The organism is Streptomyces capitiformicae, from assembly GCF_002214185.1.
Lineage (GTDB): Bacteria > Actinomycetota > Actinomycetes > Streptomycetales > Streptomycetaceae > Streptomyces > Streptomyces capitiformicae.
The window spans coordinates 1,930,834-1,946,335 of the sequence record NZ_CP022161.1 but is presented as its reverse complement, the minus strand read 5'-3'; the positions used below and the strand labels follow the sequence as shown (position 1 = coordinate 1,946,335).

At 70.0% G+C, this 15,502-nt stretch carries 11 protein-coding genes; 7 read left to right on the top strand and 4 right to left on the bottom strand.

The window, feature by feature from the left end; genetic code table 11:
- Window positions 1-81 precede the first annotated feature (81 nt).
- The 4 genes from CES90_RS08615 to CES90_RS08600 all read left to right on the top strand — a co-directional run bounded on the left by CES90_RS08615 (window position 82) and on the right by CES90_RS08600 (window position 6,395).
- Entirely contained in the window at window positions 82-2,184 is a 2,103-nt protein-coding gene (locus CES90_RS08615; RefSeq protein ID WP_189780648.1) for an ABC transporter ATP-binding protein, read from the top strand.
- 183 nt (window positions 2,185-2,367) lie between these two features.
- Complete coding sequence (locus CES90_RS08610; RefSeq protein WP_189780647.1) at window positions 2,368-3,255, top strand: FadR/GntR family transcriptional regulator; 888 nt, start codon at window positions 2,368-2,370, stop codon at window positions 3,253-3,255.
- Window positions 3,256-3,891: 636 nt separating this feature from the next.
- Window positions 3,892-5,436: an RNA polymerase sigma factor gene (locus CES90_RS49410; protein ID WP_268257002.1), complete on the top strand. Its 1,545-nt coding sequence runs from the start codon at window positions 3,892-3,894 to the stop codon at window positions 5,434-5,436.
- A gap of 143 nt (window positions 5,437-5,579) precedes the next feature.
- Window positions 5,580-6,395: a S1 family serine peptidase gene (locus CES90_RS08600; RefSeq protein WP_189780646.1), complete on the top strand. Its 816-nt coding sequence runs from the start codon at window positions 5,580-5,582 to the stop codon at window positions 6,393-6,395.
- Between the two features lie 146 nt (window positions 6,396-6,541).
- Here the strand turns inward: CES90_RS08600 and CES90_RS08595 are convergent, their stop codons facing one another.
- Complete coding sequence (locus tag CES90_RS08595; RefSeq protein WP_189780645.1) at window positions 6,542-6,772, bottom strand: DUF7455 domain-containing protein; 231 nt, start codon at window positions 6,770-6,772, stop codon at window positions 6,542-6,544.
- A 466-nt stretch (window positions 6,773-7,238) separates the two neighbouring features.
- On the opposite strand from CES90_RS08595, the gene CES90_RS08590 reads away from it, so the two are divergent.
- From CES90_RS08590 to CES90_RS08580, 3 genes are all read left to right on the top strand, one after another.
- Window positions 7,239-9,362 carry a DNA gyrase/topoisomerase IV subunit B gene (locus CES90_RS08590; protein WP_189780644.1) on the top strand — a complete coding sequence of 708 codons (2,124 nt, stop codon included), beginning with the start codon at window positions 7,239-7,241 and terminating at the stop codon, window positions 9,360-9,362.
- Between the two features lie 190 nt (window positions 9,363-9,552).
- Window positions 9,553-10,080 carry a DUF485 domain-containing protein gene (locus tag CES90_RS08585; RefSeq protein WP_189780643.1) on the top strand — a complete coding sequence of 176 codons (528 nt, stop codon included), beginning with the start codon at window positions 9,553-9,555 and terminating at the stop codon, window positions 10,078-10,080.
- The gene (locus CES90_RS08580; RefSeq protein WP_189780642.1) at window positions 10,077-11,669 is read left to right on the top strand and encodes a solute symporter family protein; all 1,593 of its coding nucleotides are present in this window, start codon (window positions 10,077-10,079) and stop codon (window positions 11,667-11,669) included. The genes CES90_RS08585 and CES90_RS08580 overlap by 4 nt, the downstream gene beginning before the upstream one ends.
- Before the next feature lie 30 nt (window positions 11,670-11,699).
- Here CES90_RS08580 and CES90_RS08575 read toward each other — a convergent pair whose 3' ends face one another.
- From CES90_RS08575 to CES90_RS08565, 3 genes are all read right to left on the bottom strand, one after another.
- Window positions 11,700-12,380 carry a response regulator gene (locus tag CES90_RS08575; RefSeq protein WP_189780641.1) on the bottom strand — a complete coding sequence of 227 codons (681 nt, stop codon included), beginning with the start codon at window positions 12,378-12,380 and terminating at the stop codon, window positions 11,700-11,702.
- Window positions 12,377-14,170, bottom strand: coding sequence for an ATP-binding protein (locus CES90_RS08570; RefSeq protein ID WP_229913557.1), 1,794 nt, complete (start codon window positions 14,168-14,170; stop codon window positions 12,377-12,379). Before CES90_RS08570 ends, CES90_RS08575 begins: the two co-directional genes overlap by 4 nt.
- Window positions 14,171-14,342: 172 nt before the next feature.
- Entirely contained in the window at window positions 14,343-15,281 is a 939-nt protein-coding gene (locus CES90_RS08565) for a sucrase ferredoxin (protein ID WP_189780640.1), read from the bottom strand.
- Window positions 15,282-15,502 lie beyond the last annotated feature (221 nt).

Below are 15,502 nucleotides of genomic sequence, written 5' to 3'. Positions count from 1 at the left end.
TGCCCGGAGGCTGCGAGGCCGCCTGCGAAGTAAGCTCCGAGGTGCCCGGAAAAACGGACATACCGCGCTATCTTGCTGTGGGTGATCCAGGCCATCGGATTGACCAGCATCCCCCGCAAGGAGCTTCGGCCCGCCGTCGACGACGTGTCCTTCGAGGCCCATTCCGGCCGCGTCACCGCACTCCTCGGCACCCCGGGTGCGGGCAAGACCACAGCGCTGAAGCTCATGCTCGAACTCCAAAAGGGCCGCGGAATCGCCTACTTCAGAGGCCGCCCCCTGCATCGCATCGCTCATCCCGCGCGGGAAGTCGGCGTGCTGCTCGGCGACGTGCCCGGCCACCCGGCCCGCACGGTCCGCGGTCATCTGCGCATGCTCTGCGCCGCCGTGGGGCTGCCCGTGCGGCGCGCCGACGAAGTCCTGGAGGTCGTGGGCCTGGTCAGCCTGCGTGATGTGCGGCTGGGCACGCTCTCGCGGGGCATGGACCGCCGCCTCGGCCTGGCGTGCGCCCTGTTGTCCGCCCCGCACACCCTCGTCCTCGACGACCCTGCCGCCGCGTTGTCCGTCCGCGAGAGCCGCTGGTTGCACGGGATCATGCGGGCACACGCCAACCAAGGCGGCACGGTCCTGTTCGCCACCCGCGACCCCAAGGAGGCCGCGCGGACCGCCGACCAGGTCCTCACCCTCGAACAGGGCAGACTCATCGCCGACCAGGACGTCGCCGAGTTCTCCCGCACCAGGCTCCGCCCCCGCGTCGCCGTCCGCACCCCGCATGCCGCCCGCTTGGGCGCGCTGCTCACCAAGGAGGCCAGGACCGCACGGCGTTCCGTGGAGATTGTGCGAGAGGGCGGCAACCGGCTGTCGGTCTACGGCAGTACCTGCGCCGAGATCGGCGAGACCGCCTTCCGGCACGGCGTCCTCGTACACCAACTCGCCGACGAGACCGGGGACATGGGGCCGACGCCGACGCCGACGCCGCTGTCCTCAGACCGCGCGCCCACACCGACACTGCCGTCGCCGTCGACCGGCGAAGGGCCCCCCGCGCAGGGCGAGAGCCCCGACGGTTCGGTCCATGAGGCTCGGCGGCCGGTCGAGGAACAGCCGGCGCTCGTTGAAGAGCCCGAAGAGCCCGAAGAGCCCGAAGAGCCCGAAGAGCCCGAAGACCCGGAAGGCCCCGAAGGCCCGGAAGGCCCGGAAGACCCGGAAGGCCCGGAAGACCCGGACGGGCATGGAGGGTCTCAGGAAACGGCGGCCGGTCCGCGGACACCCACCTCCGACGAAACGGACGTCAACTCCGCACCTCACGCCGACCCCGCAAACCCCGCGCCGCACGATCCTCCCGCGTCGCCCCCGGCCCAGTCGTCCGACCCGGACCCCCTGCCCCCGCTCCCGCCGCCCATCAAAGTCCGCCCGGCCCGGAATCCCCTGCGTCCGCTGCGCTACGAACTTCGCCGCGCGACTGGCGTGGGCACCGGATACGTCACCGCCGCCGCAGTACTGGTCACCTCCGCCCTCACGTCCGTAGTCCTGGCCCGGGTCGGGCACACTCCGCAGCCGCGGCTGCTGGCCGCGTGGCCGCGGGAACTGCCGCTGCCGCCCGCCGCCATCGGCGCCGGACTGCTCGGCGCGGTCGCCTTCGGTGACGAGTTCCGCCACCCCGCCCTGGCCGCGGACCGCGGCACCGTCCCCCGTCGGCTGGGGCTGCTGGTCGCGAAACTCCTGGTGGCCGCGGTCACTGGGCTGCTGCTGGCCTTCCTCACCGTGGGCTGCGACCTCGAAGTGCTCTATCTCGTCTACGGACGAGAACTCATCTCGCTCCCCGCCGACTGGCTGTCGCTCGGCGCCAGTTGGAGCGGCCTCGTGGTGGGGTGCGCCTGGGCGGGAGTGCTGGCGGCGGGGGTCTTCCGTTCCACGTCCGCCGGGCTCGCGGCGGTCGTCGCCGTGCCACTCCTTGTCGTACCCCTGTTGCAGAAGGTGCTGGAGGGGCCGACGGTGCGAAGCGCGGTCGGCTTTCCGATGCGGCTGCGTGAGCTCGTACTGATGCCGTGGCCCTTCGGCGGAGAGCGCTATGTGGAGGCTCTGGCCGGCGTGATCGCCCAACCCGTGGGTGGCGCGCTGTTGTTGTCGCTGACGACCCTGCTCGGCGCTTACCTGCTCACGACTCTGCGCAGCGGGGTTCGGGGATGAGGCATCCACATCCTGTCGTGCTCACCCTCCGTGCTCTTCCGCTGCCGCAATGCGCGCAAATCCCCGTTGAGCGCGCATTTCTTTCCGATAAGGCGTCAATTGCGACGGGGTGAGCGATCACCCTTTCGTGTGCTTTTCACCAAAGACCTCAAGGGAGTTGAGAACGCAGCCGACAAAGGATGCGTGAGTACCCTTGCGCACACCATGATGACCGCCGCCCGCTCCGCCGACTCCGGCCTCGCAGGACCGGGCGAACTCGACCGCTACCCGTACGCCGAACCCCCGGGCATGGACCGCGTCGGCGTCCCCGCCTGGGACACCGCGGACCCCGAGCTGGGGCGCGTGGGCCGACGCGCCGCCGGGAGCCGCGGCCGCGGACTGCACGGCCAACTCGTCCAGCAGCTGGGCCAGATGATCGTCTCCGGCGATCTTGGCGCGGATCGCCCCCTCGTCCCGGAGGAGATCGGCCAGCGTTTCGAGGTCTCCCGCACCGTCGTCCGTGAATCCCTGCGTGTCCTGGAGGCGAAGGGACTGGTCAGCGCCCGGCCGAACGTCGGGACCCGCGTACGACCGGTCAGCGACTGGAATCTGCTCGACCCGGACATCATCGAGTGGCGGGCCTTCGGGCCGCAGCGCGACGACCAGCGGCGCGAGCTCAGCGAACTGCGCTGGACGATCGAGCCGCTCGCCGCCCGCCTCGCCGCAGGACACGGCCGCGACGACATCCAGCAGCGTCTCACCGACATGGTCGAGCTCATGGGGCGCGCCATGGCCCAGGGCGACTCGCTGACCTTCGCGCGGGCGGACGCCGAGTTCCACTCGCTGCTCATCCAGGTCGCCGGCAATCGCATGCTGGAGCACCTCTCCGGGATCGTCTCGGCGGCCCTGCAGGTCTCCGGCGGTCCGGCCACCGGCTGTGACCGGCCGGTTGAGTCGACCCTGGCGCACCACGCCCGGATCGTCGACGCCCTCGCCGCGGGCGACGGAGGGGCGGCCGAGGCAGCCATGCGTCAACTGCTCACCGTCCACCCCGAGGTGGAGCGAGTGGTGCCCGCGCCGCGCGAGCACTGAGGCACCGACAGCGCGACAAGGGCGGCACGGCTGGAGCGTCAGTCCTGCGGTGGCCTGCGGTGGCATCGCTCGACCGGCGAACCGTGTGCCGCCGGACCCCATCGGATCCTTCCGGGATTCGGCGGGGTCCGGCGGCGTGACGGGACGGCGCGGATCGGTGGGACGGCGCGGATCGGTGGAGCGGCGCGGATCGGTGGGCCGACCGGCCCGCGGCGAATCTCGCCGGGGGCGGTGAGCTCGATGGGGTCGGCGATCCCCGACGGGGCGGTGAGCCCGAGGGTCGGCAGACCTCGTCGAGACCGGGGAGTCGCATTGGGGAGTTCGTTCGGGAATCGCTCGGGTACCCGTCGAACAAGTACCGATCGTGGCCTTGATCGACTACCTCTGGCCTTATCTGACCGCTTTTGAGTGCTTACGGGGTGTGACTCGGGCCACGCAGATTGGGCGTAACGCTAGTGGGAGCAGCGCGATGACCTAAGAGGTGACAGCCGCGGAGGGAATACGGACGCCGTTCACGGCGCTGTGCATCTTCCCGGCCCCCGCCCGCACCGTCGGCCCATCCCCAAGCCGGTGGTCGGCTCCTGTCCACAGTGGACGGGGCCGGAAGCCGTTTTCCAACGTTCCGAGAGGTTGTTCGTGTCGGCCAGCACATCCCGTACGCTCCCGCCGGAGATCGCCGAGTCCGTCTCTGTCATGGCGCTCATTGAGCGGGGAAAGGCTGAGGGGCAGATCGCCGGCGACGATGTGCGTCGGGCCTTCGAAGCTGACCAGATCCCGGCCACTCAGTGGAAGAACGTACTGCGCAGCCTCAACCAGATCCTCGAGGAAGAGGGTGTGACGCTGATGGTCAGTGCCGCGGAGCCCAAGCGCACCCGAAAGAGCGTCGCAGCGAAGAGTCCGGCCAAGCGCACCGCCACCAAGACGGTCGCGGCGAAGACGGTGACCACCAAGAAGGCCACCGCCACCGCCGCCCCCGCGGTGCCCACGGCCGACGCCTCCGCCGAGGACGCCGCGCCCGCCAAGAAGGTCGCAGCCAAGAAGGCGCCCGCCAAGAAGGCGGTCGCCGCCAAGAAGACCGTCGCCGCCAAGAAGACGGCGGCCAAGAAAACCACCGCCAAGAAGGACGACGTCGAGCTGATCGACGAGGAGGTCCTGGAGGAGACCCCCGGCGGCAAGCCCGGCGAGGAGCCCGAGGGCACCGAGAGCGCCGGTTTCGTGCTCTCCGACGAGGACGAGGACGACGCGCCCGCCCAGCAGGTCGCCGCCGCCGGTGCCACCGCCGACCCCGTCAAGGACTACCTCAAGCAGATCGGCAAGGTCCCGCTGCTCAACGCCGAGCAGGAGGTCGAGCTCGCCAAGCGCATCGAGGCGGGTCTCTTCGCCGAGGACAAGCTGTCCAACGCGGACAAGCTGGCGCCGAAGCTCAAGCGTGAGCTGGAGATCATCGCCGAGGACGGCCGCCGCGCCAAGAACCACCTCCTGGAGGCCAACCTCCGTCTGGTGGTCTCCCTGGCCAAGCGCTACACCGGCCGCGGCATGCTCTTCCTGGACCTGATCCAGGAGGGCAACCTCGGTCTGATCCGCGCGGTCGAGAAGTTCGACTACACCAAGGGCTACAAGTTCTCCACGTACGCCACCTGGTGGATCCGTCAGGCGATCACCCGCGCGATGGCCGACCAGGCCCGCACCATCCGTATCCCGGTGCACATGGTCGAGGTCATCAACAAGCTCGCGCGCGTCCAGCGTCAGATGCTCCAGGACCTGGGCCGCGAGCCCACCCCGGAGGAGCTGGCCAAGGAGCTCGACATGACCCCGGAGAAGGTCATCGAGGTCCAGAAGTACGGCCGCGAGCCCATCTCCCTGCACACCCCGCTGGGCGAGGACGGCGACAGCGAGTTCGGTGACCTCATCGAGGACTCCGAGGCCGTCGTCCCGGCCGACGCGGTCAGCTTCACGCTTCTGCAGGAGCAGCTGCACTCTGTCCTCGACACGCTCTCCGAGCGCGAGGCGGGCGTCGTCTCCATGCGTTTCGGTCTCACCGACGGTCAGCCGAAGACCCTCGACGAGATCGGCAAGGTGTACGGCGTCACGCGTGAGCGCATTCGTCAGATCGAGTCAAAGACGATGTCGAAGCTGCGCCACCCGTCCCGCTCGCAGGTCCTGCGCGACTACCTCGACTAGTCGCCCAGGCCCGGCCCGCGGGTCGACCTGGAAGGCCCGGTTCCCTCGAAGGAGCCGGGCCTTCGGCGTGTGTGCGGCATGCGGGCGCCCGTTTCGTGAATCACTCTGGGTGTGCCATCCACATCTAGGAGTGAGGAGCGCGCATGCGCCGATCGTTCGCCCGACTGCTGGCCCTCGCGGCCACCACGGCCGCCATACCGCTGGCGTCACCCCCGACCGCGACGGCGGACGTCGTCATCGGCGGTCATCCCGTGGAGATCTCCCAGGCGCCCTGGACGGTGGCGCTGTCCAGCCGTGACCGGTTCGGGGGTACGCGCGCCGGGCAGTTCTGCGGGGGCGCGGTGGTGGGTCCCTCGACGGTGCTGACGGCCGCGCACTGCCTCACCGAGGACGTCCTGGGGGCGCCTCCGGAACGGATTCCCGACCTGAAGGTCATCGTCGGCCGCGCCGAACTGCAGTCGAACCAGGGCAGTGAGATCCCGGTGCGCGGAACCTGGGTCAACCCCGAGTACAACGCCTACACGAACGCCGGGGACTTCGCTCTGCTCACCCTCGCCGAGCCGCTGCCCCAGAGCTTCGTCATCCCGATGGCCGGGGCCGGCGATCCGGCGTACGAGCCCGGTACGGGGGCCGCGGTCTACGGCTGGGGCGACACCACGGGGGCCGGGGACTATGCGAAAAGCCTGCGGGCCACGCCCGTACACGTGCTGTCCGACGCCCTCTGCGGGAAGGCCTATCCCGGCGGCGCGGAAGGCACGTACACGGCCGACTCCATGCTGTGTGCGGGAGAGCTGCACGGTGGTCGGGACGCCTGCCAGGGGGACAGCGGTGGGCCGCTGGTCGCCCAGGGGAAGCTGATCGGGGTCGTGTCCTGGGGTATCGGCTGTGGACTGGCCGGGAGCCCCGGTGTCTACACGAGGGGCTCGTACATCACCCGGGCGCTGACGGCGGGGGGTTGATCGTGGGTCGCTGAGACGGCGCTGAAGGCCGTACTGCAGCCTCGCGCCGTATGCAGGACGAGAGCGGGCGGCCACCCCGTGTGTACGGGAGTGGCCGCCCGGTCACCGGCCTGGAGCCGGTGTCGGCTCGTCGTAGGTGCGAAGCGTCAGCGCTCGTCCTCTTCTGCGGTCACGGGAACGGCCGTGAGCCGCTCCGTCTCGTCCTGTATCTCCGCGGCGATCTTCTTGAGCTCCGGCTCGAACTTGCGGCCGTGGTGGGCGCAGAACAGCAGCTCTCCACCGCTCAGCAGGACGACGCGCAGATAGGCCTGGGCGCCGCAGCGGTCGCATCGGTCAGCGGCCGTCAGCGGGGTCGCGGGGGTCAGAACAGTAGTCACGTCGCCTCTTCTCTAGCTCGACGAGCTGTCGTACCAGGGTCAACATCCAACCAGGCCGAAAACGTTCCCGCTCGCGGCTTTAACTCGAAAAAATCTTTCCGGGCCGGCTGTCTGCTGCCGGTTGGCGGCGAATGGGCCGTAGTGCGTGTCTTCGTGTCGTACGGGTTCGCGCTGTCTGTCGGGGGTTCTGGTGGTTGTCTTGCGGTTGTACGGTCCTCCCGGCTGAGTTGCCGGTTGTTCATGAGGACGTGCCCGGAGCCTAAATGGTTCATGCCTCGAAGGGAACGTGATATGTACTTCACCCCATCGAGGGATCGAACACGCATGCGAGCCTGGACTACTCTGAGTTTCGGACGAGGGTTGCGTTACAACGGCTCTACCAGGCCTCGGTACCCTCGGACCGGCAACAGAGCCCGGCCCCTTACCCAAATGGGCCTTACCTGAAATTCAGCGAGGAGCGAACCGCGTGACCGCCGAAACGTCCGTGCCGTCCACAGCGCTGCTGACCGGAGCAGACCGGGACGGTTCCAACTACACCGCGCGGCACCTGCTCGTCCTCGAGGGGCTCGAGGCCGTGCGGAAGCGCCCCGGAATGTACATCGGCTCGACCGACAGTCGAGGCCTGATGCACTGCCTCTGGGAGATCATCGACAACTCCGTGGACGAGGCCCTCGGAGGCTACTGCGACCACATCGAGGTGATCCTCCACGACGACGCCTCCGTGGAGGTAAGGGACAACGGCCGGGGCATCCCCGTCGACGTGGAGCCCAAGACCGGCCTCTCCGGCGTCGAGGTCGTGATGACCAAGCTGCACGCCGGCGGCAAGTTCGGCGGCGGCTCGTACGCGGCCTCCGGCGGTCTGCACGGCGTGGGCGCCTCCGTGGTGAACGCGCTCTCGGCACGCCTCGACGTCGAGGTCGACCGCAGCGGCCATACGCACGCCATCAGCTTCCGGCGCGGGGTGCCCGGCACCTTCGCGGCGAACGGCCCGGACGCCAAGTTCGAGGCGACGGGTGGTCTGCGCAAGGCCAAGAGGATCCCCAAGACACGCACCGGCACGCGGGTGCGTTACTGGGCCGACCGCCAGATCTTCCTCAAGGACGCCAAGCTCTCGCTGGAGCACCTGCATCAGCGGGCCCGGCAGACGGCGTTCCTGGTGCCCGGCCTGACGATCGTCGTCCGGGACGAGTTCGGGCTCGGCGAGGGCGGAAGCAAGGGCGAGGAGTCCTTCCGCTTCGACGGCGGCATCAGTGAGTTCTGCGAGTACCTGGCCACGGACAAGGCCGTCTGCGACATCCTCCGCTTCACCGGCGAGGGCACCTTCAAGGAGACGGTCCCCGTCCTGGACGAGCACGGTCAGATGACCCCCACCCAGGTCACCCGTGAGCTCGGTGTCGATGTCGCCATGCGCTGGGGCACCGGCTACGACACGACCCTGAAGTCGTTCGTGAACATCATCGCCACCCCCAAGGGCGGCACCCATGTCGCCGGCTTCGAGCAGGCCGTGGCCAGCACCATGAACGAGGTGCTGCGGGCGAAGAAACTGCTGCGTGTCGCCGAGGACGACATCGTCAAGGACGACGCCCTGGAAGGGCTCACCGCCGTCGTCACCGTGCGCCTCGCCGAGCCGCAGTTCGAGGGCCAGACCAAGGAGGTCCTCGGTACCTCGGCGGCCCGCCGCATCGTGGCGCAGGTGATCTCCAAGGAGCTCAAGGCATTCCTGACCTCCACCAAGCGGGACGCCGCGGCCCAGGCCCGGGTCGTCATGGAGAAGGCTGTCGCGGCTGCCCGTACGCGTATCGCCGCACGTCAGCACAAGGACGCGCAGCGACGGAAGACCGCACTGGAGTCGTCGACGCTGCCTGCCAAGCTCGCCGACTGCCGCAGCGACGACGTGGAGCGCAGCGAGCTCTTCATCGTTGAGGGCGACTCCGCGCTCGGTACGGCCAAGCTCGCACGGAACTCCGAGTTCCAGGCGCTGCTGCCGATCCGGGGCAAGATCCTCAACGTCCAGAAGTCGTCCGTGACGGACATGCTCAAGAACGCCGAGTGCGGTGCGATCATCCAGGTCATAGGGGCCGGGTCCGGGCGTACGTTCGACATCGACACCGCTCGGTACGGCAAGATCATCATGATGACCGACGCCGATGTGGACGGCTCGCACATCCGCTGTCTGCTGCTGACGCTCTTCCAGCGGTACATGCGGCCGATGGTCGAGGCGGGGCGGGTCTTCGCCGCGGTGCCGCCGCTGCACCGGATCGAGCTGGTCCAGCCGAAGCGTGGGCAGGACAAGTACGTGTACACGTACTCGGACCGGGAACTGCGGGACAAGCTGCTCGAATTCCAGAGCAAGGGTGTCCGCTACAAGGACTCCATCCAGCGCTACAAGGGTCTCGGTGAGATGGACGCGGATCAGCTGGCGGAGACGACCATGGATCCGCGGCACCGGACGCTGCGGCGGATCAACCTGTCGGACCTCGAGGCCGCTGAGCAGGTGTTTGACCTGCTGATGGGGAACGATGTGGCGCCGCGGAAGGAGTTCATCTCGAGCTCTGCGGCGACGTTGGACCGGTCTCGCATCGACGCGTAGCCGCTGCGTCGGCTGGGCCGGGGCGCCTACGGTTCGTTTCGGGTCGGCACGCCCCCTTCCGTGCGTGGGCGGCCGGCCCGCCGTTGTGGTTGCGTGCCGGATTCAGAGAGTTAAACGGTCCTTCACCTGATGGGGTGAAGAATTGTGAAGGGAAGGGTCGGGAATCTTCCCGGTCTGTCCATGCTTGGGCATGCAGTCAAGCACCGGCCGCTCCCGCCTACGCGGGGATGGCTCTGAAAGCGCGGTAGGGCAGCACGATGCTGCCCCCGTGGACGTACGGTTCGACGATCCCTGGTACGACGCCTTGGCCTCCGCGTGGGGGGAGTTGGACGGCGGGGGCGGGGCGGCGCCGGTCGGGCCTGCTGCTCGGGAAGAGGAGCGGGGCGCGGCCGACGTCTATGTGGAGGTGCAGCGCAGCGCGGCTTTTCAGGAGGTGCGTCGTCGATATCGCAGGTTCGTGATTCCGGGCGTCGCCGTCTTCTTCAGCTGGTACGTGGGGTACGTGGTGACGGCCACCACCGCGCCGGGGCTGATGGCGCGGCCGGTGGTGGGCGCGGTGAACGTGGCGATGCTGGCGGGGCTCGGGCAGTTCCTCACGACGTTCCTGTTCACCTGGGCGTACGCGCGTCACGCGAGGCTGCGACGGGACCGGGCGGCGCTCGATCTGCGCTGGGACACCCAGGAGTTGACGCGCGGGGCCGTGGGGGGCGAGCGGTGAGCGGCAACCATCAGACGCTGGCGTTGTTGCTGTTCAGCGCGTTTGTGGCGGTCACGTTGGGGATCACGACGTGGGCCGGCCGGAATCGGCGCGGCTCGGCGGAGGAGTTCTACGCCGGTGGGCGGCTGTTCTCGCCGATGGAGAATGGTTTTGCCATCGCGGGCGACTACATGTCCGCCGCGTCCTTCCTGGGCATCTCCGGGCTCATCGCGCTCTTCGGGTACGACGGGCTGCTGTATTCGGTGGGCTTCCTGGTGGCCTGGCTCGTGGTGCTGTTCCTGGTGGCCGAACTGGTGCGCAACTGCGGCCGGTTCACGCTCGCCGACGTGGTCGCGGCACGGATGAGCGAGCGGCCGGTGCGGATCGCGGCGGGAACCTCCTCGGTGGCCGTGTCCGTTCTGTATCTGGTGGCGCAGATGGTGGGAGCGGGCGCTCTCGTCGCGTTGCTGCTGGGAGGTGAGGGCGAGGCGGCGCAGGCCTGGACGGTCATCGGGGTCGGCGCGCTCATGGTCGTCTATGTGTCGTTGGGAGGGATGCGGGCCACCACCTGGATTCAGATCGTGAAGGCGGTCCTGCTGATGGGCGGGGCGATCGCGCTGACCGTGCTCGTACTGGTGCGGTTCCACGGGGACTTCGACCAGTTGCTGCGCACGGCCGCGGAGCGCAGTGGGCACGGGGACGACTTCCTCGCGCCCGGGCTGAAGTACGGCGGGGACTGGATCGCGCGCTTCGACTTCATCAGCCTCGGGCTCGCCCTGGTGCTGGGCACGGCCGGGCTGCCGCACATCCTGTCGCGGTTCTACACGGTGCCGACCGCGCGGGCCGCGCGCCGCTCGGTGGTGTGGTCGATCGGACTCATCGGCGGCTTCTACCTGATGACGATCGTGCTGGGCTTCGGCGCCGCCGCGATCGTCGGCCCCGAGGTCGTACGAGGGTCGAACGCGGCCGGGAACACCGCGGTTCCGCTGCTGGCCCTCGATCTGGGCGGTGGCGCTGCCTCCACCGGCGGAACGGTTCTGTTCGCGATCGTCGCCGCCATCGCCTTCGCCACGATCCTCGCGGTGGTCGCCGGGATCACCCTCGCCTCGTCGGCGTCCGTCGCCCACGACCTGTACGCCTCCCTACGGCGCCGGCGCTCCAGGCCGCGCAGTGAGGTGGCCGTCGCGCGGGCGGCCGCGGTCGGGATCGGCATGGTCGCGATCGCGCTGGGCCTGCTCGCCCGGGACCTGAACGTGGCCTTCCTCGTGGGGCTGGCCTTCGCGGTCGCCGCGTCCGCCAATCTGCCCGTACTGCTGTACTCGCTGTTCTGGCGGGGCTTCACCACACGGGGCGCGGTGTGGTCCGTGTACGGCGGGCTGATTCCCGCCGTGGTGCTCGTGCTGCTGTCGCCGGTGGTGTCCGGGAGCCCCGATTCGCTGTTCCCCGGCGTCGACTTCCAGTACTTCCCGCTGCAGAACCCTGGCCTCGTCTCGATCCCCCTGGGCTTCCTCGCGGGCTGGCTCGGCACGGTCACCTCGGCCGAGTCGCCGGACGAGGCGAAGCACGCGGAGACCGAGGTGCGGTCGCTGACGGGTGCCGGAGCGGTTTGACGGGAGGGGGAAGCTCCTCAGGTGGCGGGGTCAGGGGCGGGTCGCCCACTCGTAGCGGTGCTCCGGGCGGCCCGCGTCCCCGTACTTGAGGGTCAGTCTTGCCCGTCCGGTGCGTTCCAGGAGCTTCAGATAGCGCTGGGCGGTCTGACGGCTCAGCCCCGTCCGATCGGCGATCTCCTGGGCCGACAGCGCGCCCTCGGCGGTCATCAGGGCGCGGCGTACGACCTCGGTGGTCGTGGGGGAGTGACCCTTGGGCAGATCCGGCTCGCCGCCTGCCGAGAGCGCGCCGAAGATGCGGTCCACCTCGGCCTGTTCGGCCTCGCCGCCGCCGTCCAGCGTGCGGCGCAGCTCCGCGTACGCATCCAACTTCGCCCGCAGCCCGGCGAACGCGAACGGTTTGACGAGGTACTGGAGCGCACCCTGCCGCATCGCCGCCTGGACGGTCGAGACGTCGCGGGCCGCCGTCACCATGATCACGTCGGTCTGGTGGCCGCGCCGGCGCATCTCCTGGACGACCATGAGGCCGGTCCCGTCCGGGAGATAGTGGTCCAGGAGAACCAGGTCCACATGGCTCAGCTTCTCCAACTGTTCCAGCGCCTCGGCCGCGTTGTGCGCCACGCCCGCGACACGGAAGCCGGTGACCTTCTCCACATAGGCGGCGTTCACCCGGGCGACCCGGGCGTCGTCGTCCACGATCAGGACCTCGATCATCGCGACTCCTTCTCGACGGCTGTGCCGACGGCTTCGGGCTCGGCTTCCGGCTCGGTTTCGGGCTCGTGCTCGGGGACCGGTCGCCCGTCGGGGCCGGCCGTCGGCTCGTCGTGCGGGCTCGGTCCGTCGTCGGGTGCCGTGGAGGTCAGCGTCGACGCGGGCGATTGCGTCACCAGCCCCGGCTCGGCCAGCGCCTCCGGCAGTACGACGGTGAACTCCGCGCCGCCGCCCTCCGCGTCCGCGACGCGGGCACTGCCGCCCTGCCGTTCGGCGAGGCGGCGCACCAGGGAGAGCCCGATGCCGCGCTCGCGGTGGGCCGGCGGCGTCTTGGTCGACCAGCCCTCCGTGAAGATCAACTCCCGTTTGTCGGGCGGGACTCCGGGGCCGGTGTCGCGCACGAGGAGGATCGCCGTACGCCCTTCGGCGCGCAGTTCGACCTCCACGCGCGCGTGGGGGGTGCCCGCGACGGCGTCGAGCGCGTTGTCGACGAGGTTGCCGACGATGGTGACCAGCCCACGTGGGTCGATCAGCCGGTCCGGCAACAAGGTCCCGCCCGAGAGCGACAGGGCCACTCCGCGCTCGGCTGCGACGGTCGCCTTACCGACCAGGACAGCGGCGAGCAGCGGATCGTGGATCTTCTCGGTGACCTGCTCGGCGGTCGCCCTGTGGTCCCCGACCACCTCACCGACGAACTCCACGGCCTCGTCGTACATCTCCAGTTCGAGCAGGCCGAGCAGCGTGTGCATCCGGTTGGCATGCTCGTGGTCCTGGGCGCGCAGGGCGTCTATCAGGCCGCGTGTCGAGTCCAGTTCACGCCCGAGTTGCTCCAGTTCCGTGCGGTCGCGCAGGGTGGCGACGGCGCCCCCGTCGTCGGTCGGCATGCGGTTGGTGACCAGGACGCGCTGGCCGCGGACCGTCAGCAGATCGGTGCCCGTGACCCGGCCGGCCAGCACATCGGTCGTGCGGCCGGGGCCCAGCGCGTCGTCGAGCGACCGGCCGACGACCTCGTCGCCGATGCCGAGCAGTCGCTGCGCCTCGTCGTTGAGGAGGCGTACGCGGCCCGCGCGGTCCAGCGCGACCACGCCCTCCCGGATGCCGTGCAGCATCGCCTCGCGCTCCGCGAGCAGGCTCGCGATATCGGAGAAGGCCAGGTCACGGGTCTGGCGGTGGACCCGGCGGGAGATCAGATACGCGGCCAGCGCCCCGACGGCCATGGCCCCGCCCGCGTAGGCGAGGAGCCCCGGGATCGCGTGGACCAGACGGGCGCGCACGCTGTCGTACTCGATGCCGACCGAGACGGCGCCGACGATCTTCCCGTCGGCGTCGCGCAGCGGCACCTTGCCCCGCGCGGAGCGTCCCAGGGTGCCCGAGTCGATCTCCATGACCTCCTGACCGGCCAGGGCGCGGCGCGGATCGGTCGAGACGAGACCGCCGATCTCGGTCGGGTCGGTGTGCGACCAGCGCACCCCGCGGGTGTCCATCACGACGACGTACTCGGCCCCGCTGGCCTCGCGGATCCGTTCGGCCTCGACCTGCACGGGACCGTTCACGGACGGCTTCGTCGACACGAGATCCTCGGCGAGCTGCGGCTGGGCCGCCGTGGTCTGCGCTATCGCGAGGGCGCGGCGCATCGCCTGGTCGTCCAGCTGATCGCTGAGCGGCGCGAGGAACAGCCCGGTCGCGAGGACGGCGACACCGGCGGCGATCGCCACCTGCATCAGCAGGACCTGCGAGAACACCCGCCGCGGCATACCGAGGCGCAGGCGGCGTGCAGGGGGAGTGGGGCTCATACCCATGACGGTACGTGGACGGGCAGAGGCGGTCGTAGTGGGGTGTGGCGCGGATCTCAGGCGCAAAGTGTTTGCACGGTGACGGCGAGGGGTGGTGGGGGGAGGGGTGGTGAGTAACACCGTGCCGAGGAAAGCCGTGCCCAGGAACGACCTGGCGAGGAACGACCTCGGGTCAGACCGCGAATACCGCCGGAGACAGCTCTCGGACGGCCGTCACATCCATCCGGGACGGGGAGCCGAGCGGGGAGCCGCAGCTCTCGGGGCGGGGCGGCTGAGCGGCGCCCTGAGCCACGGCGACGCTCCACCGACGGCCGTCGACGTGAGCGACGGTGACCTCCCAGCGGGGTGCGGCTCCTGTAGTGCCGAGTACGGTGAGCGCGTCAGCCGCCTCCTCGCCCGTCATCGTGCGCACCGCCAGTTCGGCCGCCTGCCCGGGCCGCTCCCAGGCGGAGTTCCCACGGCACCCGTCGGTGACGACACGCCCTTCCGGTACGCCCTGGAGGACCTCCTTGACGTGATGGGCCTCGGCGCGGCCGTACACGTATCCGAAGGGCAGGACGAGCAGGGTGGGCGAGAAGCGGTGACCGCCCAGATGCGTGACCTCCCAGGTGCCCTCCACCCCGGAGGCGGCCAGTTCGGCGGCGAGCGGTCGGCCGAGGAGGGCGCAGCAGCGGTCGCGCTTGCCGTTGGTGCAGACGAGCGCGAGGGGGGCGCCGGTGTGTGGCCGACCCCGCAGAACAGCTCCGAAGGTGCGGTGGTCGCCTCTGCCGAGCGCGGTGAAGTCAAGATTGAGCAGCTGTTCCGGGTCGGTCGTCGTGGCGCTGTGCAGCCATGCGTTCCCGGGCACGGTGTGGGCCACGTAGACCTGGCGCTCGTGGACCTCGCGGCAGTCCGCGTGGCGGCCGGGGCGCCGGATGAGCGCGACGCGTACCCCGGTGCCCTCCGCCGCGGCTTCGAGGGCGCGGCCCAGCACGGGGTCCAGGTGGCTCGACGTGAGCGCCTTGGCGCCCCACGGGCCCGGCTGCTCCAGCAGCAGCCAGGTCCTCGCCGTGGCGGCGGTCCCCGCGAGGGGCTCGTCGAGGCGCCGTGACGCGGATGTGCACATACTCACGGAGGTGAGCCTAACCTGAGTTACGCACCAGCGACTTTCGGCCCTGCCGAACGGGGGTCGACGCGGCCCGCACGGGTGCGGTTGAGACACGCGGCTCACACCGCGAACGCGTTCTCGCGCGTTATCAACCCACTGCAAGGGGTGGCGCCGAAGCGGTGAACGGCGCACTCGACGAGTGGTGAGCGGGGCGGATGCCGCGTGCTTCGCCAACCTTGCGAGGC

Coding starts and splice junctions, on each gene's coding strand:
- CES90_RS08600 (WP_189780646.1), top strand. CDS start 5,580: ATGCGCCGATCGTTCGCCCGACTGCTGGCCCTCGCGGCCACCACGGCC.
- CES90_RS08585 (WP_189780643.1), top strand. CDS start 9,553: ATGCAGTCAAGCACCGGCCGCTCCCGCCTACGCGGGGATGGCTCTGAA.
- CES90_RS08575 (WP_189780641.1), bottom strand. CDS start 12,380: ATGATCGAGGTCCTGATCGTGGACGACGACGCCCGGGTCGCCCGGGTG.
- CES90_RS08570 (WP_229913557.1), bottom strand. CDS start 14,170: ATGAGCCCCACTCCCCCTGCACGCCGCCTGCGCCTCGGTATGCCGCGG.